Below are 25,065 nucleotides of genomic sequence, written 5' to 3' on the forward strand. Positions count from 1 at the left end.
GCGCAAGGCCTAAAGGCGTACCATGATGCGGGGTATATGGCGGAGTTTGATGCGAATGTGGGTAAGGTATACGGCGAAGATTTTGACTCCCAAAAATTCTATAGCATGATGGCGTGGATTGGTTTGGAAGATTCAAAGGAGTTTAATCTTAAGAAAAATGATAAAGTTTGGCACTCTGATTATCTAAATTATAATAAAGCTTCAGGAATGTGTGATTTGAAAGATTGCAAATAAATGAGAACCATGAAAAATATCGTTCAATTAATTTTGCTTTTAGGGATACTTTCTATGAGCAAATCAATATCGGCGCAGGAAAGGGTTTTTATTTTGTTCGATTATCATTACCCTGAGTCCTATTATGCTCCATTTTCTCCTAAAAAGGCTGATGAAATTGGAAGTTTTGTATTACAGAAAAAAGTTGGAGATTGTGCTGAAAATAGCTTTGGATTTTTCAAAGCAAGATCGCCATTAAGCGTTTTAACTATAAATATAGATAGTCTGACGAATATTGTAACATCCAAGTGGGTGGCTAACCAATGCGATACAACTCTGGTTAATTTCTTTAAAAACAAGCACGTTTATATCATACCTAAGGATAGTTTGAAGTGTAAAAGAGGGAAAGCTTATTTAGTTTCATATACCTATTGTGAGAAAATATAGGCAATTTAAGTTAGGACGAGGTTTTGCTTTGTCCTAACTTATTTATATAGGTTAGAAGCCTGACGGTTGGTGGATGTACTGTAGGATAGTAAAGTAGAAACTATTATAATAAACTTATGAAAGGGATAGCTTTTTTTCTAATTTTTATCTTGGCAGCAGTGTGTGTTAAGGCGCAGAAGGATACGATCTATTTTATTTTTAATGGTAGCGTGAAGAATTCGTGTAAGGTAATGTCTGATTCGCTCACCTATAAGTTAAGATCAGATTCAACATGGTTTAACATAGAAATTAGTACCCCATTTTCACTTACTCACGAGTTAGCCCATGTGGGGAAGTACGATAAGTGGATATATTTGTCAAGACAGGATCTGTTTTTATTGAGGAAAAGGTATAATTTATCATACTTAACCTCATTGACAGGAAGGCAGTTTATCGATCGATTCGGATATCTTCAGTATGGTCATGTTTACTACCTAATCCCGTTGCTTGACAAGGATGATAGGGGGTATAAAGCTTATGAGTTTACCTTTGAAAGCAACTTTTTAAACGTGGAGTAGGGAGTCGGTGTTGTTCGAACCTTATTTAAGCATTAGGAGGAGTCTCCTAAAATAACAAAAGAATGCCACTAGGATGAAGAAACTATTTTTACTGCTGCCTTTTAGTTTTTTGCTGTGGAGTAGCGCATGGTCTCAGAAGGATACTCTTTTTTTTCTGTACAAGGGAACTTTTTATTCGGAGAAAGGGTTTACTCAGAACCAGCATATTGTGAAAACTTGCAACAATAAAGTTGTAAATTTTTCTGTAATAGGAAAAAATGGGGTAAAGCATGAGTGTACTTACTTAGTCGAATATAATAAATGCACAACTTTTGACTTATCGCAAGTTTTGATGTCTAAGAACGTTTACTTCTTGGATTATCTTAGCGAACTGAGCGCTGAAGATTTTATTCGAAAGTTTGGGTGTATTAACTATCAAAATAATGAAAGATTGGTTTTTTTAATACCTGTTGCAGATATCAATAGGTGTAGCTGTACAGGTTACCAGATCCATTTTTACAGCGATTTTATATGGCCTAAGGAGTAGGTATTGTTGGAACTTTATCTAAGCATTAGGAGGATTCTCTTAAAATAATAAAAGGAATGAAGAAATTATTTTTACTGCTGTTTTTTAGTTCTTTGCTGTGGAGTAGCGCATGGTCTCAGAAGGATACTCTTTTTTTTATGTATAAGGGATCTTTTCTTTTGGAAGCGAAACAAACAAGCAAACAGCCTATACAGAGGAGTATTGTCGATAAGAATTTATATTTTGAAGTATTAAGTGTTAAAGGGGTAAAGCATGCTTGCGTACACTATCCTGAATATGATAAGAGATCGGTTTTTGACTTATCGCAAGTTTTGATGTCTAAGAACGTTTATTTCTTGGATTATCTTAGCGAACTGAGCGCTGAAGATTTTATACGAAAGTTTGGGTATATTAACTATCAAAATAATGAAAGATTGGTTTTTCTAATACCTGTTGCAGATATTAATAGATGTAGCTGTACAGGTTACCAGATACATTTTTACAGCGATTTTATATGGCCTAAGGAGTAGGTATTCTCTTTTTTCGGAATATAATTAAAGACAGTATAAAGGATGGCAGAAGCAAAGCGTATAGGATTTTATATAGGCCTTGTGAGATAGAATAACCTAAGGGTTACGGCATTCTTTGGTAGGGTGTCGTGCCCTCTTTCTTAAAAAAACGGCGCGACCACAATATTATGGCCGAGTCGGACTACGTAAACCTGATAGCGCAAGGGGTAACGACATACTGAGATGAAGAACTTTTATAACATCTACATTCTAATGAAAAAAGTACTGGTGATTATGCTTTTTTCTGTAGGCGTATTACAGGGATTTTCGCAGCAAGTGGAGAGAACGGAAGTTGGAGAGGCTCTTGTTTATACCATTAGCGAGCATGCCAATGGACGTACCTTTACTAACGGATATTTAAAAGAGTCGTTACTCTACAAGAAGGACTTAACCTACTGTGATTGCATTTTTGAAGGAAATGCAGCAGCGCTCAAGAATGATTTGCTGAAGCAGATTGAGCAGGTTATTCCTAATTTTAAGGAAAAGTTGAGCCGTAGCAACGTAGCCGCATATGTGGTTTTGTTACCAACTATTGACGGGTGCGTAAAGGATGCCTCTGTTGGGTGGAATAGTAACTTTAAAGGTCTCTTTTCAGAAAAAGAGCTTGAGGCTATTATTGGGGCAGCTAAGAGTATTGCGCTAAAAGTTAGCTGCGATAGCCTGAAAAGTGGTTTAAAGTACTGCTACCCTTTTACGATCACCTATTTCCCAAACTGAAAACAAGGCTAGGAATGTAGTACCAGGGGGGAGCCAGACAGGCTCCCTCTTTGGGTTTTTATTAAAGCTCTTTTGTGGCCTCGACCGCCAGATCGATGTTTTTTACGCTGGTTTCATAGATGAGGATGCTAAAACCAGAGGTAGCGTATTGTTCTGTAGACTGGAAATGGGGCGAGGGTGTCGGTAGGATTTGAGGAGAGTATGACCTGCGTGTGGACTTATAAAAAAATGGAAAGAGGCTTTGTTGTAAGGTGATTTGGGAATGGCTGCCTTATAGGATGGCTCTTGCTGCCCAATAAAAGGATAGCGGATGGAGGTGTACTACCTTTTTGTTTAAGTAACGGGGCGTCGGGAGTGGGGTGGCTTTAGCTAAATTAGCGGTATCAATAGGTTAAAATATAGGGAATGAAAAGATTTTTAATACGCGTTTTAAAGCCGCTAGGGGGCATGGCTATGCGACTTAGAGGAGACCTGTACATGAGTGGCTGTTGTTTAAACCTAATAGCTGAGGGTGTGTTAAAAAGTTAGATCCGTTGGTAGGGGGCTGTAATAGGGGGGCTGAGGATTCATTAAGGGCACTTACGCTACCTGTTAGACGAAAAAACATCACGCAACCATGACATTATAGAAGGATTGAATGGCATTGAGCATTTATGTTGCTGTTGGTGGTTATGCGGAGGTATTCATTGTTACATTAAATCTACATTCGAATGAAGAAGGGGCTGATGATTACTATTTTCTCCGTAGTAGCTTTGCGGGGATTTTCTCAAAATGTAGAACGAACGGAGGTTGGCAACGCCTTTGTTTACAAGATTAGTGAGTATGCGGATGGTAGTTCCTTTACGAAAGGATATTTAAAAGAATCGCTACTTTATAGGAAGGAGCTAACCTACATAGATTGCCCTTTAGAAGGAAATATGGTTGAGATAAAGAACTATCTGCTGAGATCTATAGAAAATGTCATCCCCAATATTAGAAAGAAATTGAGCCGCAATGATGCTACTATGTACGTGGTTTTGCTACCTAGTACAGAGGGAAAAATAGTGGATGCCTATGTTGGGTGGAGTAATAGCTATCGGGAATTCTTTTTGGAAAAAGAGCTGCAGGGTGTTATTGCTGCTGCAAAGAATATCTCGTTAAAATTTGGGAACGGGAGTGTAAATGCTATATCGAGGTATTACTACCCAATTACCGTCTTCATTTTCCCGAATCTAAAAGTTGTTCTAACTATTTAGAATGAGAGAGGGAGCCTGACGGACTCCCTCTTTGGGTTTTTATTAAAGCTCTTTTACGGCCTCGATCGCCAGCTCGATATTCTTTACGCTGGTTTCGTAGATTAGGTAGTCGTGAGGTGGCGGAGAGCAGAGTGGTACGTCGCTGTTGCGGTACTCCATTTTACTTTCGTAGGTGTGCTGGCCGCTGAGGTGGAACTCTTGGGCACCACACTTGGCTAGCTCGGGTAGGTTGCTGGCATTTACACCACTACCTGGCATTATAATGATGCGGCCGTTGCTTTGCTTTACCAGCTGGGTAAGCAGGCTAACCGCCTCGATGGCCTTTGGCTTTAATCCGGAGGTTAGGATGCGGTCGGCTCCGGTTGCGATGACATCTTCCAATGCTTCTAAGGGATCTGGGGTGTAGTCGAAGGCGCGGTGGAAGGTGAATGACATGGGACAAGCCAATTCCACGAGTTCTTTGGTACGAGCTACGTCAACCCTGCCGTTGCTTAGGAGGATACCGCAAACCACGCCATCGGCGCCTAGCTGCTTGGCCATGCTGATGTCTTCCTTGATGGTTTCGAACTCGATGTCGGAGTACAGGAATTCGCCAGCACGTGGACGAATTAGTACGTTTAGCTTAATGTTTAGTATCTTGCGGGCAAGCGCGAGGGTTCCGTATGAGGGGGTTGTGCCGCCGAGAGAAAGGCTTTCGCATAGTTCGACCCTGTAGGCTCCGGCCTGCTGCGCGTTGAGGGCGCTTTGTACTGAATTGGCGCAAACTTCTAGCTTCATTCGAATTGATTGTTTTTGACTGCGGGATGCCACCTGCAAGGTAACGCTTTATTCGTACGCTTGGCTGTGATGGTATTCCTGTATAAGCGTGTTTTATTGGGGTTTTTGGTTTTTAGAAAAAGCGTAGCCTAAATGGCTACGCTTTTTTATGTTTTGCCTTACGTGGCCGAATTTTCGGTGTGCTGAAAGGCTTTTTGATGGCTACTTTGCGTGAAGATTTTTGAGAATCGTTTCGCCTAGGCTAATGCTATACCCTTCGGAGTAGTAGCCGATTTCTCCCTTTCCGTTGATGACAGAAACCTGAGGAGCTTGTGCACCTCCGTTGTTGCCGCACATTAGGTCGATGGCGTTGCCGATGTCTCCGGAGGCATCGTATCCCCAAATGATGTTTTTAGGAAGGTTGCTGTAGCTGGCTGTGTTGAAGCTCATGGTTAGCTTGCCGCTTTTTACAATCAGTAGAATATATCCACCCCATTGATCTAGTCGCTGCTTTACGGCTTTAAGATCTTCGATTAGGTGCTTGGTTGGCTCCTTGTCGGGGTCGATAACGGCCACTACAATGCCCTTGTCTGATACGTAATCGCTAAGCCTTGTTTTGCTGTTGGGCGCAAGCGGAGTGAAGTTTGCCTCCATATCAGCCTTGCCCAAAACATCGCCATCCTGCATGAACGGACGAAGCTCGATAGGAACGGTTACCGATTTGTCCTTTTCGATGGTAAAGTAGCTGATGTTGCAAAGAACGGTACCATCATTTTGGCGGTTTCCGGTCATTACGCGGTAGAACCCAGCCTCTAGGTTAAGCGTGCAGGGGAAGTGCTCCACTTCGGGCGATCCTTCGTAATCGAGCGTTACAAACTGTCCTTTTTGGAACTTGGCAACGGTGAAGTGGCTGTAGTATTTAGGCGTAAATGTTGGGTCGGCAGAGGCGTTGGTAAGAACGAGCTTACCTCTATCGATGGCAACTGCTTTGGCTGTCTCGAACTGTGCGTTTTTCCATACTCCATTGTCGTTGTATTGAGGCTGAAGGGTTGCTGGCTCGAATCTGGCAGCAACACCCAGCGAGCGGCAAACCGTTACAAAGAATAGGTTACGAGAGTACTTATCGGCAATACGGTAGCTGTAAACGGCCTCGGGACTTAGAGGAACATTGTAGTAGTTGGTTACGGTATCGATGGTGATGTTGCCCTTGATCCAGGCTACCAGCGTACTTGGGTTTGCAGCAAACTGTTTTTTAAGGTTGGCTGGTATGTTTTTTTGAAGGAAACTTCTCCATGTGGTAATCATTTCCTTCCCAACTCGTAACCCCCAAACATACTTCTGCGTCATTTCTGTATTATCCTTAGCTTTCCCAATGGCGTTTAGATGGTTGGTAAGGATCGCTGCCGTAATGTCGTGGAAATCTTTTTCTGCTAATGATGCAAGTAGACCGATGCCAGCTGTTTTGGTTGCGGGAGTCAGGCTACCTACAAACGCTTCTATTTCGCGCCAGTTTCCTCTGCTTTGCTTGAAGAAGGGAAGTAGCGTTTTGATATCGATTTGCTGCTTGACCGCAATTTTAGCAACAGCGGCGGAATCAATAAATGTGGCAACGTAGCTATTACGGATGCTATCTTCCTCGTGCAGGCGCCTGTTGTTGATGGCAGCCTTGGCGGAGTTAACAGGGGCAATTGGGATAACTTTAGGTGGAATTAACTCTAAGGATTCAGTTCTTTGGGTAAAGTTTGGTTTTGCGATGGTTACGGTAACCGTGTCGTTGCTTTTACCCGAAATTTTGCTGTATCCATAAAGCTCGCCGCTAGAAGCCCATGCAATAAGGTCGCCATAGCCTGTTTCGAGCGAACTGTTTCCTTTTGCATCCGTATACTTTGTTCCGATTGGGTAAAATTCGGAGTAGTTGTAGACCATGAATTCGACCTTGGCTTTTGGCGCTGGCTTTCCGTTAGCGTCAACCACCTTTACAAATACGTTACGAGTGTTGGTGTAGTTTGCTAACAGGTTGATGCGGGTGTAGAGAGGTTCTTTCTGAAGCGATTCCTCTTTCCCTTGATATTGTCCAAAGACAACGGTGTGCGTCATCATTGCTCGCTTGGCAGGAGCTGCAAACCAGCCAAGATCTAGCTCGGCTTCTGGCTCACAAGCGCCAAGAAAGTGCCATTTTCCGTCGATCCAAACCTCTACCCAGGCGTGGTTGTCGTCGGTATGTGCCCAACGTGGAGTGTAAACCTGACGTGCAGGAATACCTACCGAACGAAGTGCTGCTACGGTAAAGGTGCTCTCTTCTCCGCAGCGTCCAAAGGCGGTACGAACGGCGGTTAAAGGACCTGAGGTACGCTCGTCGGTGCTACGGTAGGTTACCTTCTCGTGGCACCAGTGGTTAACCTCTAGAGCGGCATCGTACATGCTCATGCCTTTAATCCGATTCTTTAACTCGGCAAAGAAAATTTTGCGGGCATCGTCGGTATACTCGTTGTTTATGCGGTATGGCAAAACAAAGTGGTTGAAAATGTCCTCAGGAATCTTACTGTCCCACGAGAAAAATTTCTTAGCCTCCAAGGTTACCTTGATTTGCTCCTGTACGTATGCTCCGCTGTGCATGGTTATATCGCTAAGGGGCATAAAGGCGGCTAAGAAGCTAAGGGCTTTATACTCTTCTGTGTTCTGCTTTTTGTCAGCAGATTTAAGGAGATCAGGTATTCCGTGCTTAAATTGGCTTTTACGCAGCTGTAGCTGCTTTTCGATAGCTAGGTTGCTGGTTTGGTGTTTGTCTGCCGTGTTGGCATTTGCAAATGCTGCAACAAGGGCAAGTGCAATGGTGGTAACGTAAATTCTCATAAATTTTGGTTAACGGGAATAGTCGGTAGGCAAATGTAGCAATCTTTCTGGCTTAATGGCATAAAGAGAAGCTGTACTCGATTGCGGAATCATAGAAATTTAAGATGTTTAGCTAGGGTGGGTATGGCCTATTCTGTTCGGTTGTGGGAGATTTTTCTCGCTGCGTAAGCAGCAACTATTTGTTCAAATGCTTTAATCTGAAGGATCTTTCCCGTTTGCGTTCTTTTAAGTGCTATATTTGCCAGCCAATTAGTTTGGTGCAATCAACAATTAACAAATGCTTATGTCGTTTTCATCCCTCGGACTTTCAGAATCGCTGCTTAAGGTTATTCAGCAGCAGAACTATACCAAGCCTTTTCCCATACAGGCGCAGGCTATTCCTGTAGCGCTGCAGGGGCGAGACGTGCTTGGCATTGCACAAACGGGTTCGGGGAAAACCATGAGCTTTGTGCTGCCCATTTTGGAGCTTCTTAGAAAGGCATCGCCCTCGAGGAACCGCCATGTAGGGGCATTGGTGCTTGTGCCAACGCGCGAGCTCGCTATTCAGGTGGAGGAGGTGGTTCGCCTTTTTAGCGCGGCGCTTTCCGAACGGATTAAGAGCCTTGCCGTTTACGGGGGTGTCTCCATAAACCCCCAAATGATAAAGATGCAGGGGGTGGAGATTCTGGTTGCCACGCCTGGCCGTCTGCTGGATCTGGTAAGCTCCAACGCCGTAAGCCTTTCGGAGGTGCGAATGCTGGTGCTCGACGAGGCCGATAAGATGCTGAATCTTGGCTTTCGCGACGAGATGGCCGACATCTTTAAGCTGCTTCCCGAAAAACGGCAAAACCTGCTCTTCTCGGCGACCTTAAGCAAGGAGGTGCTAAACCTCAACGAAATATTGCTGTACGACCCCGTTGTGGTAAAGGTGGAGGCTCAAGAGCAGAACCTCGACAACATCACCCAGCTGGCCTACTACGTTACCCCCGAGCGAAAGGGCCCGCTTTTGCGCTACCTGATCGATCAGGAGAACATGGAGCAGGTGCTCATCTTCGTTTCGGAAACCATGCGCGCCGATGCCGTGGTGGTAAAGCTGCGCCAGAACGGGATTAAGGCCGTCGCGCTGCACGGAAAGCTGAGTCAGGGTGCACGAACCCGAGCTTTGGCCGACTTTAAGGAGGGGCGCATCACCGCCTTGGTGGCTACCGACCTTGCCTCGCGCGGTATCGACATCGAGTATCTTCCCTACGTGATCAACTACGAGCTTCCCCGATCGCCAAAGGACTACATCCACCGTATTGGACGAACCGGACGCGCCGAGGCTCCCGGAACGGCCATATCGTTGGTGTGCGAGGAGGATAGGCATCACTTTAAGGTTATCCAAAAGAAGATGGGCCGATGGGTTAACTTTACCTATACCGACGATATCAACCTACAGGGATTTTAGAAGGACGATTTGCGATATGCGTATTGCGTAATGCTATTTGCGTAGCCATAATTGCAGGAAGATTGTTAAACTGTTGCGCTGTGGGGTGGCCTATTGCCAACTTAGCAGCTTGCAAAGGCTTCTGTAATGGTTGTTGCGAGCAGAGGAGTTAGGTTTTCTTTTGCTCTATATGCGGGGCGCTTCACCAGTAAGAAGAACTAAAACAAGCGCGACCATACCCGCGAAGGCGGATGTCGCCGGAGTGCACTCCTTGAATTTATAGGGTTGGTCTGATAGTCGTAGACGTGGATTCGACCCACGAAAGTTGGAGGTGTATATACGCTGTCATGCCCGCAAATGTGGGCATTTCTTAATGATAAGCAGCTAAAGTACCCATGCTATTTCCGCTCTTACCTTGAAGACAGGCCGTTAATCAGCCGTTAATAGCTAACTTTCAGCTCTGGTTGGTAAGCCATTTCAACCGTTCTCCAAAGAATCGCCCCTTAGCGTTTATCCTCTTTCCAACAACTCCTATTTTACCTCAACGGGGAGCAAGCCTTCCCTCAATTTTTCTATCTTTAAGGCTTATTCCAATTTTTATAGCCTAAAGGTATGCCAACGTTAGTAGTTTACAACGCCTCAGCGGGTTCTGGAAAGACCTACACCCTTGCCCGCGAGTATATTTTGCAGATAATTCGTCGCCCGATGGAGTACCGCTCGATTTTGGCGGTAACCTTTACCAACAAGGCCACCGAGGAGATGAAAACGCGCATTATTGGCGAGCTCTACACGCTGGCTAAGCACCAAACGGGCAACGGAAAGGAGCCCAACTACCTCGCCTTTCTGGTAGAGGAGCTCCAAAAGGAGTTCGGCAACCCTGCCTACGAGCAGGCGGCAGCCGAAATATCGGCAAGGGCGCAGCGCGTGCTCACGGCCATCCTCCACGACTACTCCAACTTCGCCATCTCCACCATTGACAAGTTCTTTCAGAAGGTGGTGCGCAACTTTGTTCGCGAGCTGAACATCCAACCGGGCTACGTGCTCGAACTCGATGGCGAGCGGGTGCTATCGTTGGCCGTTGATAAGGTGCTGGAGGGGCTGCACGAGGACGAGCAGCTGCAGCGCTGGCTTTTTGAGCTGGTGGAAGAGCGCCTCAACGAGGGCGAGAGCTGGGAGCTGTCGGGCATCCTCAACGAGCTGGGAAAGCAGCTCATGCGCGAGGAGTTTCGGATGCAGGATGCCTCGTTCTACGAAAAGATAAACGACAAATCGTTCCTCGACGGATACTTTAAGCGGCTGCAGGAGCGCAGCCGTGCCGCCGAAAAACGCTATATCGATGGTGGGAAGCGCGCCATGGAGTTCTTTAGTGCCAACGGGATCGACTTTAGCGACATCCCCGGAGGGAAAACCGGCTTTGCCTCGCTATTCGAAAAGGCCAGAGAGGGCAAATTCCCCGATGGATACGCCAAGGCTGCGGCGGCCTGCAACAACCTAGAGGATTGGCTGCACGCCAAAAAGCCGCGCATGACCGAGGCGGTGTACAGCACCCTTAACCCAATACTCTGCGAGCTGGTGCACTACCTCGACACCGAACGAAACACCTTTGAGGTGGCCATTAAGAACTTCCGAACGCTGGGCGTGCTGGCCGACATCGATCGGCAGGTGCGCGAGCTGGCCGCCGAAGACAACCTGCTGCTCATTTCGGACACCAGCTACATCGTGAGCAAGCTCATAGAGGGCACCGATGCCCCATTCATATACGAGAAGATGGGAAACCGCTTCACCTCGTACCTAATCGATGAGTTTCAGGACACCTCCTCGCAGCAGTACGGCAACTTTAGGCCGCTGCTCGAGAATAGCATTGCCCAAGGTGGCTACGCCATGGTGGTGGGCGACGTTAAGCAGAACATCTACCGCTGGCGCGGGGGCGATTGGCTCACCCTTGGCCGACGGGTATTCGAAGATTTCGATGCGCAGAAGATTTCGCTCGATACCAATTTCCGAAGCAAGCGCAACGTGGTGGAGTTTAACAACGCCCTATTCCCGGTGCTTGCCCAAAGCCTCGAGGGCAGGTATGCCGAATCGGGGTTGACAACCCAAACCATATCAACCATCTACGAAGATGTGGCGCAGCAGGTTCCCAGCTCGCCCAGCAAGGAGGGCGGGTTTGTTCGGCTGGAGCGAATGGAGGCTACCGAAGAGGAGACCTCCGACGAGCTCTACCAGCGCGTGATGCACACCCTGGTGGCGCAGATCGTGGAGTTGCAGGACGAGCGTGGCTTTCATCCTTCGGACATTGCCGTGCTGGTGCGCCGCCAAAAGGAGGGGCAAATGGTGGCCGAGGCGCTGCTCGAGGCTCGTAACGCCAGCCATCCCGAGGGGCAGCACCGGTTCAACTTCATCTCGCAGGGGGCTTTGTACCTTTCGTCTTCAGCAGCCATAAATCTTATTGTGGCGGTGCTACGCTTGTCCATCACCCCAACCGATTCCATCAGCGCAGCGCTGGTTTCGTATATCGAAAAGATTGAACAGGGCAGGCCTGTTGAGCATGGCTACTTCGAGGCTGAGACCTCGCAGCGCATCCTCGACCTTATTGGCCGTATAGAAAACCTTCCGCTGCCCGAGGCGGTGGAGGCCATCATTGCCGAATACCATTTGAATACCATTATAGATGAACTGCCCTTTATTGGCGGCTTCTGCGATGCCGTTTTGGGTTTTGCCACCCAAAAGATTTCGGATGTCTCCTCGTTTGTGGAGTGGTGGGACGAGCGCGGATGCAATACCGAACTTTACCTGCCCAACCAGGAGGAGGCTATCACCATTCTGACTGTACATAAGTCGAAGGGGCTGCAGTATAAGGTTGTGCTGATGCCCTTTGCCTCGTGGGAGTACGAGCCTTCGTCGGGGTTGCGTAAGTCGACCCTGTGGGTGGACGGATCGCCGCTCGAAATGGAGGGCGACTACCTCGATGTTATCCCAGTAGACTACAGCAAGGCGCTGCTGAAAAGCGATTTTGCGGGTGCGGGATATACCGAGCAGCTGCAAAGCTACATCGACAACATCAACCTAGCCTACGTGGCGCTTACCCGAGCCGAGCAGGAGCTCTACATCTACATCCCAAAGGGTAAAAGAGCGGGCGACAACATTGGTGAGCAGCTTTTTGCGGCCGCACTTACGCTTCCTGCCGTGCAGGTAGAGGAGCGCGAGGATGGCCAACCCGCCATCGTTGCTACCTTTGGCGAAAAGGGGCATGGACAGCCGAAAGCCGAGGAGGCAGGGAATGTTATTCCGCTTACCTCCTTCAAGATTGGCAAGCCGCTATCTAAGATCAAGCAAAACTACGCCATATCGTTGGCACAGGAGAGCGGGAACCTAAAGAAGGGGCTGCTGATGCACCGCCTATTTTCGCTGGTGGGCACCCTCGACGACCTTCCATCGGCCATCGATACACTGATAGACGAAGGGCTGATGATGGAGACCGAGCGGCAGGAGATTCTAAACGAGGTAAAATCCAAAACAGAAAACCCGGTGGTGGCCGGATGGTTCAATCCTCAGTTTGAGGTGATAAACGAAGGCGATATCATCCTACCCGGGGAGGAGTACCGCGTCCGCCGTCCCGATAGGGTGATGCGATCGGCCAATCATACCGTTGTGGTGGACTTTAAGTTTGGCGAGATAGAGGACGAGACGCACCGCTACCAGGTATTTGGCTACATCAACACCCTAAAGAAGATGGGGTACCCCAACGTACGCGGCTACCTCTGGTACTTCGACCACAACAACGTGGTGGAGCTGCGCTAACCGTAGAAGATTCCCTTAATGATATAGCAGGAAGAGCTGCCCGTAGGGGCGGCTCTTTTGTATTTCGACTTTTCCTTTAAACATTATTTCTTTGGATAATGAGCTGTAAGCTTCACTGTAAAAGAGTAAGGGATGACAATGATGTCATATTTGATAGCCTAAACCTAGTAATCTCCCAACAAAGCCGCGGGGTAACGTGGCTCTGTTGGGTTTACTATCTTTTGAATAAAAGATGGAGAAAGAAGTCCGCTTGATCAGTTGACTGTAGGTGTATTATAGCTATGTTTGTTATATCACAACTACATATATGAATTACTTACATTTTATTTCAACCAATAAGGGAAGTTTTCTTCTGTTGCTTCTAATTAATGCTGCGCTAGTCTTCTATTTAAATAGGTTGTTGATTACTATTAGCAATGACCAGATTGTAAATGCGGTTATACTATTTACATTATCCTTGGTTTTTTATTTGGAAGATTATTATAGGTTTTTGAGGCATAAGAAAATAGTAGTTTGGATACAAAAAAACTCGTCGAAAGGAGCTTTGATTAGCACAAGGGGAACTATTACCAATAGCAGATTGCTGGCACTCCCTTTTAGCATGAGGAGTGAATACCCCGTTAGATTGCCTGCTTATGAAGAGCCCATGTTCTTCTATTCTGATGAAAACGTTATTGTAATTCTGTCTTACTATAAAGAGTTCGGATTAATAAGACGGCATTTACCTCCTATTGTAATATCAAAGAAAGAGGCGATTTGCACTCCCGTTGGGAAAGCAATCACCTCTTCAAAAGTGGATATTTCAAAAATTGAAGATAGTCTTCTATTCTCGTTTCTTTTTGGCTATAAGGGTGTAAAAGAGATTTGTATTTCTACTCCTCCTAACGTGGATTTATAATTATGTAAGAAGATGTTTAAGCAGGTGATTTCGGCTATCCCTTCCTAAACTCCTTCGGGGTTACCCCAAACTCCTGCTTGAATAGCCGCGAGAGGTGGCTGTCGTCGAAAAAGCCCAGATCGTAGGCTATTTCGGAGATGGTGTCGTTGCTTTTTTTTAGGCGGTACATCACCAAGTTTAGCCGGTACTTCAAGATGTAGGTTTTTAGCGATTCGCCTGTCTGCTTTTTAAAGTACGAGCTTATATAGTTTTCCGACATATTAAAATGGTCGGCCAGATTTTTTATACGTACCTCAGAGGCTTGGTAAACGCTCTTTCTGATGTGGTTGATAATCTGATTTACCTTGCTGCTGTTGTTGGCTTGGGCGCGTTCCTGATGGTCGGGGATGTAGCAGATGCTTCTGGCAATGACGCTGATGATAGTCCCCAAGCAGTCGGCCATAATATCCTCGCTATAGCAGCGATCGCTGCTGAATTCGGTCTCAATTTGCTTGGCTAGGGTCAAAATAAAGGCCCTATCGTTTTCGTCGTAGGTGATAACGCCAGGGATGACGTTGGGCTGGTAGAGTATCGTCTCCATCTTATGGATCCATCTAGCCTTTTCCTGCTTGTCCTTATCCTTATGGAAGAAGTACTCCGTAAACTTGATGTATAAGAAGGAGGTTTCTTCCTCTATTTTGAAGCTGTGGGAATCGTCGGGGGTAAGCAGGAATATGCTGCCCTCCTGGTAGCTTACCACCTTTCCGTTAATATCGTGTAATCCTTTCCCTCTTTCCACAAGAATAATCTCGAAGTGGTCGTGATTGTGTACCGGGTAGGTCCATTGTTGGCTAATTATGCGTTGTACCACAATGGGAGAATGTTGCTTGAATTTGGTTGGCATGGGTTTTTACAATTTAATGCTCGAAAAATACATTTTTTATCAACGTGTGCAGCGGTATGTTTGTGAAAAAAGAAAATGAAAGATCGAGAGTATGCAGTGGTGGTTGCCCGAATAGTCTTGGGCATAAACATATGGGCGCACGGGGTGGTTCGAGTACCATCCTTAAATAGCTTTAGCGAATGGATGGTGGGGCTATATAAAGATTGCATTCTACCGCTCCCTTTGGTGCAAGCATGGAGCTATGCCGTTCCCTTCATAGAGCTTTTTTTAGGCGGATTACTCGTTGTTGGGCTCTTCTCTCGAAATGTTCTTTTGGCATTAGGAGGTTACCTCGCGGTGCTAGTTCTTGGTTCCTGCCTCATTCAAAAATGGGAGTGGGCAGCCTTTCAAATGATCTACGCGCTGTTTGTTTCCTTCCTGCTGTACAACCTTGGTTACAATGGATTTTCTATTGATAGGCTTTTGGATAGCCGAAAAGAGATTATTAAATAAAGTAGTAAGTGTATGAAAAAGATGTATCTTTTACCTGCTCTGCTTGCTGGCCTGTTGGCTACAGCTTGCGGAGAAACGAAGAGCGGTACCAACGAAGGCAAACCGGCAGCCGAGTCGACTTGGCCGAACGATGCCCAGCTCGTTATTTCCCTTTCGATGCAGTTCGAAACGGGAGGTCAGCCTGAAGGAGCAGACAGCCCCTTTTCGGGAAATAAGCTGCCAGCCGGGCAGCCCGATCTACCCGCACAAAGCTGGTTTCACTACGGAGCCGTTGAGGGTGTTTACCGAATGCTCGATTTATGGGACAAGCATGGCGTTAAGGTTACCTCGCATGTTGTTGGCCAAGCCGCAGTTCGCTATCCCGAGGTGGCAAAAGCTATTGCCAACAGGGGTCACGAGATTGCTGCCCACGGAATTCGTTGGAGCAACCAGTGGGATATGGCATACGATGAGGAAAAACAATTTATCAAGAAGGGTGTTGATACGGTGGCGGCCATAACAGGCCAACATGCCGTGGGATATAACAGCAACTGGCTGCGTCGGAGTCCCAATACGGTGAAGGTGCTGCAAGATCTGGGTTTCCTTTACCATATCGACGACTTGAGTAGGGATGAGCCCTTTATCGAGATTGTTCGTGGCAAAAAGTTTGTGGTAATGCCCTACACCCTTCGTAATAACGACATTGTCAATATCGAAGGTAAGCATTGGAGTCCCGATCAGTTCCTTAGCCAGCTAAAGGCGGAGTTCGATCAGCTTTATAGCGAGGGGGCAACTAGGCGTCGGATGATGTCGGTTAGCCTACATGACAGGATAGGAGGAACTCCGGCTGTTGTAAAGGTGATGGACGAGTTTATCCGTTACGCTAAGGAGCATAAGGGAGTTGTTTTTATGCGTAAGGTAGACATTGCCAAAATGGTGATAAACGATCCGAATACGCCCGTAGATAACTACGAGGCCGCCTACAATAATTAGAACGAAAGATTAAAAGAAGAAGAGAGCATGGAAAGAGCAGAAATTTTGGCAGCCTTCAACTTTAGGCATGCCTGCAAGGAGTTTGACAAGGGGAAGATGATCCCCAGCGAGGAATTTGAGCTAATCTTGGAGGCGGCTCGCCTTTCGCCCAGCTCATTTGGCTTCGAACCTTGGAAGTTTTTAGTTGTACAGAATCCAGCATATAGGGAGAAGCTTAAAGCGGGAGCTTGGGGGGCCACCCTGAAGCTCGATACGGCCAGCCACTTTGTGGTTGCCCTTTGCCGAAAGGCTGACATGCGCTACGATAGCGACTACATTCAGTACATGATGCGTGATGTACAGCACCATCCGCAAAATGTGATTGAAACAAGAGCCAGCTACTTTAAGGCATTTCAGGAGAAGGATTTTGATTTGACCGATGAGCGAAAGCTTTTCGATTGGGCCGCCAAGCAAGCCTATATCGCCCTTGGAAACATGATGACCGTTGCCGCGCTTCGAGGTATCGACTCATGTCCAATAGAAGGGTTCGACCAGCAGCAAACGAACGGGGTATTGGCCGACCATTTTGGCATCGATACAACACAATTCGGGGTAGCCTATATGGTTGCCTTCGGATACCGCATAGCTCAGCCTCAACCTAAAACCCGAAAACTGCTAGCTGAAATTGTGCAAACCTTCTAGATCGCTTTTCGGTTGGGATTAATTCGACATAAACGCTGTTATGCTCTTGTGTATTATGTGTTATTGAGGAGTAAACAACACAAACCCCAGAATTATTCTTCACTGTTTTATTATGAATTCATAACCGAATTAATTCCCCGAAGGCCCTCGGGAGTAGGTATGTACTAATGGTGGACTGAAAGGGAAGGAGGAACGGCCTTCCCTCAGTCTGCCTCTTTTTGCGAAGCGCATATATTTAAAAGCAACACATACATGGATCATCTTTTTAAACCTTTTCAGCTAAACGATATCGGCCTAAAGAACAGGTTCGTTATGGCACCGATGACCCGTTCGAGGGCAACTCAACCGGGCGATATTCCCAACGATCTGATGGCAACCTACTACCATCAGCGAGCCGTTGCAGGCCTTATTATTACCGAAGCAACACAGGTGTCTCTTCAAGGTAAAGGGTATGCCCGCACGCCGGGTATATACACCTCCCTGCAGGTTGATGGCTGGCGAAAGGTAACCGATAAGGTGCATAGCGCAGGCGCAAAAATCTTCCTGCAGCTTTGGCATGTAGGAAGAGTAGGGAGTCACCTTGTAAACGGACTTCAGCCCGTTGCGCCGTCGGCGGTGGCGGCACAGGGAACATCAGTTTATATCTTCGACGGAGCACCTAATGGCGACGCCACCTTTGTTCCAGTTGATACCCCACGCGAAATGAGCGCAGAGGATATTCAAAGCACCGTTGCCGATTTTGCCCGTGGCGCTGCCAATGCCATAGAGGCAGGCTTCGATGGCGTTGAGGTGCACGCGGCAAACGGCTACCTTATCGATCAGTTTCTTCGCTCCAACTCCAACCTCCGCACCGACGAGTATGGAGGCTCGGCCGAGAACCGCATTCGCCTGCTGCTACAGGTTACCCAGGCGGTGGTCGATGCGGTAGGAAAGGAGCGGGTAGGCGTACGCCTATCGCCCTTTATCAGGTTTAAGGATATGGACGATCCGGAGATACAGCCAACCATACTGCTTGCCGCCGAGCGGCTAAACGAGCTGGGTATCGCCTACATTCACCTTTGTGAGGCCGACTGGGACGATGCGCCGCAAATACCGCTCGAGTTTAGGCAGCGCCTGCGCCAGGTGTTTGCCGGGGCTATCATCGCCACGGGCAACAAAACACCCGAAGAGGGCGATCTGCTCATAGATCAAGGGCTGGTGGACTTGGTGGGCTTTGGCCGCAGCTTTATCTCCAATCCCGATTTCCCCATGAGGGTGCTGTTAAAGAAACCCTTGAGCCCCATCACCGATAGCCATACGCTTTTTGGCGGCGGCGGAGCTCACGGGTACACCGACTACCCCTTCTACCTCGAATCTGGTGATAGCATATAGCAGCAGCAGGTGCCTATCCTATTGGAAGCCCGTTAACGACAGATTTTCTGACGGGATAGACTGTACTGCATGCCACCATAGGAGTTCTTAGAGCCGCAGGTTAATGCGGCTCTTCCCTTTTTGTAGGAACACCTCTTAGCCTTCCCGATAAGGGTAGCCCTGTATCTCGTTTTTATCCTATTTAAAAAGCATTTGTGCTCGGGTTTGCTTGCAGCCATGCTGCGTAAGCAGGTTTTGCCGCATGCTGTCGAGCATAGCCGTTGGGTGTAGTCATGGCGCTGCGTTTACCTGCTAGTGAAAATTTAAGGATACATCTTCAGTAGCGTCGCCTTGCAGTTGCCCATAGGGGTAGAGCAATGAACCTAAAAACATTTATAAGTTTGCTCCTCCAGGCGCACCATTACGAGGCGGCATAGCGCAATGGAGGCCGTGCAGAACGAGCCTGCAGCTCGAGGTTGGATGCTAGCGCATCAACTTTTTTAAGATTGCTAGGCAGAGGGGGCCAAGGCTAACAACGGTCCCCACTTTTCGATGCATAAATACCTCCTGCTATAGCTTGCCTCGCCGTTTCTTATTGAGGGAGGAGCGGAATGGTGCGCCCTCTATCTGCTGTTGCTTACTATTGATTAATATAACGAGGTATGTATAAGTCTGATATTTTAAACGCCTTCAACGTTAGGCACGCATGTATGGAGTTCGATACATCGAAAAAGGTCGCAGAGGATGATTTTGATCTTATCCTCGAGGCTGCGCGTCTTTCGCCAAGCGCGTTTGGTTTCGAGCCTTGGAAGTTTTTAGTTGTGCAGCAGAAGGCGCTTCGCGAGCTCCTTAAGGAGGGAGCTTGGGGTGGTACGCTTAAGATCGAAACGGCCAGCCACCTGGTGGTAACTCTGTGCCGAAAGGATGAGATGCGGGCAGGAAGTCCCTACCTTCGGTATATGATGCGCGATATACAGGGAATGTCGGAAGTGCAGGCAATGCTAACGGAGTCTCTTTTTACCGAATTTCAAACGCGCGATCTCGATTTAAGCGACGACCGTGCGCTTTTTGATTGGGCCTCGAAGCAATGCTACATTGCCTTAGGCAATATGATGACCGCAGCCGCCTTAATGGGAATCGACTCGTGCGCCATTGAGGCGTTTAACCACAAAACTACCGACGGCATCCTTGCCGCTCATTTTGGGGTAGACACCGCTCGTATGGGCGTGGTGCACATGGTTGCCTTCGGCTATCGCAGGTATCAGCCCCAACCTAAAACCCGAAAACCGCTGTCCGAGATTGTTGAGGTGTTCTAAATAGATTATTTTTTGACACAGCAGGTTAAATTAAAGTATAGTAGGTGTCTCTCTTGGAGGTAAAAAGTGGACGACCTTTGCTGATGTGTAGCTTTTTGTTTGACGGTTGGAAATGGTGAAACGTTTTGATGCGAAAGCGAAGCTTCAGATGTTGTAGTTAGTGTAAAACCAAGGCCAGTATAGGGGATGATACGGCAATACATCCCCTATATTTTGGCTATGGTGAGGTTCTAAAAGGAGGCTGTTGGAGGAAAACGTGCTGAAGCTTTTATTGTAAGAAAAGCGAGACGAGGAAAAGAGCATACTGTCTGTTAGGGCGTAGATGCTGCTGCTTGCTATGTGCGGAAGATGGGAGGAACTGCCACATCTATCCGATTTTTAATTGTAAAAAGGTAGGATAAAAGTCGTACTACTACCAGCTACTAAAAATAAATGGATGCTACCGTATAAATGGCTACTGAACATTTAGTGGTAGGCCCTGTTTGATTTCATTTTTGAGCATACGATACGAGCCTTGAGCTTGTCGCTGCATATGTTTGGCAACTAAATGTTAATTTAATTTTGAGAATCGATGGGAAGTAGAGTGGTGGTAACCACAATGACCGCCGGCGAGGGACAGGAGAACGAGCTGATGAAGCTCCTGCAGGAATTTGTTCAGGTATCGAGGCAGGATGAGGCGTGCGAGCAGTGCGATTTACATCAGGGGTTAGACAATCCTTCTGTATTTATGCTGTACGAGGTTTGGCTCGACGAGTCGGTAATCCTCTCGCACGTACGAAGCTCGTTTTTTGGCCTGTTTAAGCAAAAAACGGAGTCTATACTCCAAACACTTAACGTGGTGAACCTCCGAAAGCAGCTGGTTGCTTAGCCGCTAATGGATTGTTGGTATGTTTTTAACCCCATATTTTAAGCCTTCTTACCTCGGTAAGATTTCATAACCGGAGATAACAGGTCGCAGGAAAATCAGCAACGGTAATGTGGTGGCAGGGGACGCTACCTAGCAGACGTTAGTAAAGAGCCGAACGCCGAAGAGCTACTCTTCGGCGTTTTTGCATCCTCTCTTTTGGCGGGTTTCTTTTAGTCGGGTCTTGAATTGGCTTAGGCCTGCGTCAATTTATGGCTTAGGCTCTTTTATCAACGAAGGTTGGTCGCTTAAAATCCATTGGTGTTTCTCTTCTGGCTATTCTTATAGCTTGATTTGTTCAAACTTTTCTTAGCATGCTGCATCAATTGCGATAATTTCGATGGGAGATTTGCTATTTTTGAGGTAAACATATTGCTAATAACTATGAGTAACGAAATTGGGGCGTTTCGGGAGCATCAGTTTGCCTACGCACCTGGAAACGAGAAGCAGGAGGAGGCAACCTTTGCTACCTACTTTAATCTGGCTCTTTCTAACGTAGAGGGGATGATGTTTGGTGAAGTTGAATCGAATCCCGATAAGATTGAAAAGAGCCTAGATACATTGCCGCCCGCAATATTAAGGCAAATTGCCTCATTCATTTGGTTGAGCAAGGAAGATCACCCCGATAAGGCATACAGCACGGAAGAGGTAAAGGTTATTGTGACGGATCTTGTTCGTAGGCTATGCTTCTATAGGAATTACTTCTCGCATTGCTTCTATTTGGACACGCAATACTTTTACAGCGACGAGCTTGTTGACACCACAGCTATAGGGGAGAAACTTCCCTATAACTTTCATCACTTTATTACCAATCGGCTTTTTAGATATTCTCTGCCAGAAATCACCCTTTTTAGGTGGAACGAGGGAGAAAGGAAGTACGAAATACTTCGCGATGGGCTGATTTTCTTCTGCTGCCTCTTTTTAAAAAGGGGACAGGCCGAGCGCTTTCTTAACGAGCTTCGATTTTTTAAACGAACTGATGAGGAAGGGCGGATAAAGCGAACCATTTTTACCAAATACTGCACCCGTGAGTCTCACAAGCACATTGGAATAGAGGAGCAGGACTTTTTAATCTTCCAAGATATTATTGGCGACCTAAACCGGGTGCCCAAAGTGTGCGATGGGGTTGTCGATTTGAGCAAAGAGAACGAGAGGTACATCAAAAATAGGGAGACATCCAACGAAAGTGATGAGAATAAGGCTCGATATAGGCTGCTTATTCGCGAAAAGGATAAGTTTCCTTACTATCTGATGCGTTACATCGTCGATTTTGGGGTGCTGCCCTGCATTACCTTTAAGCAAAACGACTACTCTACAAAGGAGGGACGAGGACAATTCCACTATCAGGATGCTGCCGTTGCCCAAGAGGAGCGATGCTACAACTTTGTGGTTCGGAATGGCAACGTTTACTATTCGTATATGCCACAAGCACAAAATGTGGTGCGTATTAGCGAGCTGCAGGGAACCATTAGCGTGGAGGAGTTGCGCAATATGGTGTATGCTTCGATTAATGGTAAGGATGTAAATAAAAGCGTAGAGCAATACCTCTACCATCTTCATCTGCTTTACGAAAAAATACTGACAATAAGCGGGCAGACTATAAAGGAAGGGCGGGTTGATGTAGAGGATTACCGACCGCTGCTCGATAAGCTGCTGCTAAGGCCAGCTTCGAATGGCGAGGAGCTAAGGCGCGAGCTCCGAAAGCTGCTCCCCAAACGGGTATGCGACTTGCTTAGCAACCGCTTTGACTGCTCGGAAGGTGTTTCCGCTGTAGAGAAACGCTTAAAGGCAATCTTACTACGGCACGAGCAGCTGCTGCTCTCGCAGAACCCAGCTCTGCATATCGATAAGATAAAATCGGTTATAGATTACCTGTACCTCTTTTTCAGCGACGACGAAAAGTTTCGTCAGCAGCCTACCGAAAAGGCTCATAGAGGGCTAAAGGACGAGGAGTTTCAGATGTACCACTACCTTGTTGGCGACTACGACAGCCATCCTTTGGCGCTGTGGAAGGAGCTGGAGGCAAGTGGGCGGCTTAAGCCCGAAATGAGAAAGCTAACCTCTGCCACCTCGCTGCATGGGCTTTACATGCTTTGCCTAAAGGGAACGGTGGAGTGGTGCCGCAAGCAGCTAATGAGCATAGGAAAAGGAACGGCCAAGGTGGAGGCTATTGCCGATAGGGTGGGGTTAAAGCTCTACGATAAGCTAAAGGAGTATACCCCCGAGCAGCTCGAAAGGGAGGTTAAGCTTGTGGTTATGCACGGTTATGCCGCTGCCGCTACCCCAAAACCCAAGGCGCAGGCGGCTATTCCCTCCAAGCTGACAGAGTTGAGGTTCTATTCGTTTCTCGGAAAAAGAGAAATGAGCTTTGCAGCATTTATAAGGCAAGATAAAAAGGCGCAAAAGCTTTGGCTTAGGAACTTCTATACGGTAGAAAATATTAAAACCTTACAAAAAAGACAAGCTGCAGCTGATGCAGCATGTAAGAAACTATATAATTTAGTGGGTGAGGTAGAGCGGGTGCACACCAACGATAAGGTGCTGGTGCTGGTTGCCCAACGCTACCGCGAGCGGCTGCTTAATGTTGGTTCTAAGTGCGCGGTGACGCTTGATAATCCCGAAAGGCAGCAAAAGTTGGCCGATGTGTACGAGGTGCAGAATGCCTGGCTGTCTATTCGTTTCGATGATTTGGATTTTACCCTTACCCATGTCAACCTCTCCAACCTCCGCAAGGCCTATAACCTTATACCACGGAAGCATATTTTGGCTTTTAAGGAGTATTTGGATAACCGCGTAAAGCAAAAGCTGTGCGAGGAGTGCCGAAATGTAAGGAGGAAGGAGGATCTCTGCACTTGTTGCAGCCCCCGCTACTCTAATTTAACCAGCTGGCTAAAGGAGAACCACAGCGAGTCGTCGATAGAGCGCGAAGCGGCCACCATGATGCTGCTCGATGTGGAGCGCAAGCTGCTAAGCTTCCTACTAGACGAGCGAAGGAAGGCTATTATCGAGTACGGAAAGTTTATTCCTTTTAGTGCGTTGGTAAAGGAGTGCCGTTTGGCAGATGCTGGTTTGTGCGGTATCCGCAACGATGTGCTGCACGATAACGTAATCTCGTATGCCGATGCCATAGGTAAGCTAAGTGCCTACTTCCCGAAGGAGGCCAGCGAGGCCGTGGAGTATATTAGGCGTACAAAGGAGGTAAGGGAGCAACGTAGAGAGGAGCTTATGGCTAATAGCTCGCAGTAAGAGAGGTGCTACAAGGAGGCGCACCTCCCTTCGCCTAATAGGGGGTATACTTGCTGTAGCTTACCCGTATGGGGTTGAATTTGTGGATGTGATAGCTCCCTTTGTAAGGGAAATATGGCTGCTTTTTAGGTTCTATTGTACTCATCGCCTGCTGTTATATCTTTACCTTTGTAAGGGAAGTACAGCGAATGTTATCATATCATCTATAAGATAGAAGCTGTTATATCCTTACCTTTGTAAGGGAAGTACAGCCCGCTCGTTCATAAAACACCTGTAACTACAACTGTTATATCCTTGCCTTTGTAGGGGAAGTACAGTCTGCAAGAGTATTCGTAAGAAGGAGGAAAGGCTGTTATATCCTTACTTTTGTAAGGGAAGTACAGCGAATTGCTTGTTGAATGTTTGTCATTAGTAGCTGTTATATCCTTACCTTTGTAAGGGAAGTACAGCAAATACTGGATTTCATGGATGTAAAGTACCGCTGTTATATCCTTACCTTTGTAAGGGAAGTACAGCCGTCAGCATGTTTTATGTAAAATTGTCTCAGCTGTTATATCCTTACCTTTGTAAGGGAAGTACAGCTGCTTTTAAACTGTTTCATCCGAAGTGATTGCTGTTATATCCTTACCTTTGTAAGGGAAGTACAGCAAGTCCGCTGTAAGCGGCTGTTTTGGAGAGGGTGGTACGATTTTTTGGATAGAATAAATGAAGATTTACGGGGGCTAGCGGCTACGCTAGCTCCATTTTTTTATTTCTAGGCTGCCCGTGGGGTGGTTGTTGCCAGCGGCAGTACAGCAGGGGGCCACCCTTGGGTTGGTGCCCCTTGGTGTTCGGGTTGGGAGCTGCTGGGTGGCGTATTGGGTGTTGTATAACCCGTTAACCTCGCTACAGTATATTGTAGTGCATACTAATTTAAGCGGTAGGCTTTATGGTTGGCTTAAATGGGCCTTCCATTACCAGTTTTCCTCGCGAGAAAAACTCCTAACCTCGCGGGAAAAACTCTTAACCTCGCAAGAAAAACTCCTAACCTCGCGAGAAAAACTCTTAACCTCGCGAGAAAAACTCCTAACCTCGCAAGGAAAACTCCTAACCTCGCAAGGAAAACTCCTAACCTCGCGGGAAAAACTCCTAACCTCGCGAGGAAAACTCCTAACCACGCGAGAAAAACTCTTAACCTTGCGAGGAAAACTCCTAACCACGCAAGGAAAACTCTTAACCTCACGAGAAAAGCTCCTTTTTATCCGCTCGAAGTAGGGGCGGGAGGG

20 protein-coding genes and 1 CRISPR repeat array are annotated in these 25,065 nt (G+C 47.0%); of the genes, 17 read left to right on the forward strand and 3 right to left on the reverse strand.

Going from position 1 to position 25,065, the window contains the following annotated elements; translation table 11 throughout:
* From L990_RS08990 to L990_RS09020, 6 genes are all read left to right on the forward strand, one after another.
* Positions 1 to 234: hypothetical protein (locus L990_RS08990; RefSeq protein WP_197057265.1), on the forward strand; the 234-nt coding region annotated here is incomplete at its 5' end.
* A 9-nt stretch (positions 235 to 243) separates the two neighbouring features.
* The gene (locus L990_RS08995) at positions 244 to 660 is read left to right on the forward strand and encodes a hypothetical protein (protein WP_156121469.1); all 417 of its coding nucleotides are present in this window, start codon (positions 244 to 246) and stop codon (positions 658 to 660) included.
* A 116-nt stretch (positions 661 to 776) separates the two neighbouring features.
* Positions 777 to 1,217, forward strand: a complete 441-nt coding sequence (locus tag L990_RS09000) for a hypothetical protein (RefSeq protein ID WP_047447866.1) — start codon at positions 777 to 779, stop codon at positions 1,215 to 1,217.
* Positions 1,218 to 1,799: 582 nt separating this feature from the next.
* On the forward strand, positions 1,800 to 2,252 hold the full coding sequence (locus L990_RS09010) for a hypothetical protein (protein WP_047447871.1): 453 nt from the start codon (positions 1,800 to 1,802) through the stop codon (positions 2,250 to 2,252).
* A gap of 252 nt (positions 2,253 to 2,504) precedes the next feature.
* Positions 2,505 to 3,008, forward strand: coding sequence for a hypothetical protein (locus L990_RS09015; protein WP_047447873.1), 504 nt, complete (start codon positions 2,505 to 2,507; stop codon positions 3,006 to 3,008).
* 710 nt (positions 3,009 to 3,718) lie between these two features.
* Positions 3,719 to 4,243: a hypothetical protein gene (locus tag L990_RS09020; RefSeq protein WP_047447875.1), complete on the forward strand. Its 525-nt coding sequence runs from the start codon at positions 3,719 to 3,721 to the stop codon at positions 4,241 to 4,243.
* 42 nt (positions 4,244 to 4,285) lie between these two features.
* Here L990_RS09020 and L990_RS09025 read toward each other — a convergent pair whose 3' ends face one another.
* Positions 4,286 to 5,020, reverse strand: coding sequence for a copper homeostasis protein CutC (locus L990_RS09025; RefSeq protein ID WP_047447877.1), 735 nt, complete (start codon positions 5,018 to 5,020; stop codon positions 4,286 to 4,288).
* A 201-nt stretch (positions 5,021 to 5,221) separates the two neighbouring features.
* Positions 5,222 to 7,852: a transglutaminase-like domain-containing protein gene (locus L990_RS09030; protein ID WP_047447879.1), complete on the reverse strand. Its 2,631-nt coding sequence runs from the start codon at positions 7,850 to 7,852 to the stop codon at positions 5,222 to 5,224.
* A gap of 283 nt (positions 7,853 to 8,135) precedes the next feature.
* Between L990_RS09030 and L990_RS09035 the strand changes: the two genes are divergently transcribed.
* The 3 genes from L990_RS09035 (at position 8,136) to L990_RS09045 (ending at position 13,956) form a co-directional block, all read left to right on the forward strand.
* Positions 8,136 to 9,278 carry a DEAD/DEAH box helicase gene (locus tag L990_RS09035; protein WP_047447881.1) on the forward strand — a complete coding sequence of 381 codons (1,143 nt, stop codon included), beginning with the start codon at positions 8,136 to 8,138 and terminating at the stop codon, positions 9,276 to 9,278.
* Between the two features lie 591 nt (positions 9,279 to 9,869).
* Complete coding sequence (locus L990_RS09040; protein ID WP_047447883.1) at positions 9,870 to 13,058, forward strand: UvrD-helicase domain-containing protein; 3,189 nt, start codon at positions 9,870 to 9,872, stop codon at positions 13,056 to 13,058.
* A 307-nt stretch (positions 13,059 to 13,365) separates the two neighbouring features.
* Complete coding sequence (locus L990_RS09045) at positions 13,366 to 13,956, forward strand: hypothetical protein (protein ID WP_047447885.1); 591 nt, start codon at positions 13,366 to 13,368, stop codon at positions 13,954 to 13,956.
* 34 nt (positions 13,957 to 13,990) lie between these two features.
* Here L990_RS09045 and L990_RS09050 read toward each other — a convergent pair whose 3' ends face one another.
* Complete coding sequence (locus L990_RS09050; RefSeq protein WP_047447887.1) at positions 13,991 to 14,839, reverse strand: AraC family transcriptional regulator; 849 nt, start codon at positions 14,837 to 14,839, stop codon at positions 13,991 to 13,993.
* A gap of 75 nt (positions 14,840 to 14,914) precedes the next feature.
* Between L990_RS09050 and L990_RS09055 the strand changes: the two genes are divergently transcribed.
* The 8 genes from L990_RS09055 to L990_RS20380 form a co-directional block, all read left to right on the forward strand.
* The gene (locus L990_RS09055; protein ID WP_047447889.1) at positions 14,915 to 15,331 is read left to right on the forward strand and encodes a DoxX family protein; all 417 of its coding nucleotides are present in this window, start codon (positions 14,915 to 14,917) and stop codon (positions 15,329 to 15,331) included.
* 12 nt (positions 15,332 to 15,343) lie between these two features.
* Positions 15,344 to 16,303, forward strand: coding sequence for a polysaccharide deacetylase family protein (locus tag L990_RS09060; RefSeq protein ID WP_047447891.1), 960 nt, complete (start codon positions 15,344 to 15,346; stop codon positions 16,301 to 16,303).
* A 27-nt stretch (positions 16,304 to 16,330) separates the two neighbouring features.
* The gene (locus tag L990_RS09065) at positions 16,331 to 16,984 is read left to right on the forward strand and encodes an NAD(P)H-dependent oxidoreductase (RefSeq protein WP_047447893.1); all 654 of its coding nucleotides are present in this window, start codon (positions 16,331 to 16,333) and stop codon (positions 16,982 to 16,984) included.
* 252 nt (positions 16,985 to 17,236) lie between these two features.
* Positions 17,237 to 18,355 (forward strand): alkene reductase, encoded by a 1,119-nt coding sequence (locus tag L990_RS09070; RefSeq protein WP_047447896.1) that lies wholly within the window; start codon positions 17,237 to 17,239, stop codon positions 18,353 to 18,355.
* A gap of 641 nt (positions 18,356 to 18,996) precedes the next feature.
* Positions 18,997 to 19,650 carry an NAD(P)H-dependent oxidoreductase gene (locus tag L990_RS09075; protein WP_047447898.1) on the forward strand — a complete coding sequence of 218 codons (654 nt, stop codon included), beginning with the start codon at positions 18,997 to 18,999 and terminating at the stop codon, positions 19,648 to 19,650.
* Positions 19,651 to 20,221: 571 nt separating this feature from the next.
* Positions 20,222 to 20,518 (forward strand): putative quinol monooxygenase, encoded by a 297-nt coding sequence (locus L990_RS09080; protein WP_081981658.1) that lies wholly within the window; start codon positions 20,222 to 20,224, stop codon positions 20,516 to 20,518.
* A gap of 420 nt (positions 20,519 to 20,938) precedes the next feature.
* Positions 20,939 to 23,800: a hypothetical protein gene (locus L990_RS09085; protein WP_047447901.1), complete on the forward strand. Its 2,862-nt coding sequence runs from the start codon at positions 20,939 to 20,941 to the stop codon at positions 23,798 to 23,800.
* Positions 23,801 to 23,950: 150 nt separating this feature from the next.
* Positions 23,951 to 24,448: direct repeats of the CRISPR family, unit length 36 nt; unit sequence GCTGTTATATCCTTACCTTTGTAAGGGAAGTACAGC.
* A 293-nt stretch (positions 24,449 to 24,741) separates the two neighbouring features.
* A partial coding sequence (locus L990_RS20380; RefSeq protein WP_231562269.1) for a hypothetical protein occupies positions 24,742 to 25,065 on the forward strand: 324 nt, incomplete at its 3' end.

This window comes from Alistipes sp. ZOR0009 (assembly GCF_000798815.1).
Classification (GTDB): Bacteria; Bacteroidota; Bacteroidia; order Bacteroidales; family ZOR0009; genus Acetobacteroides.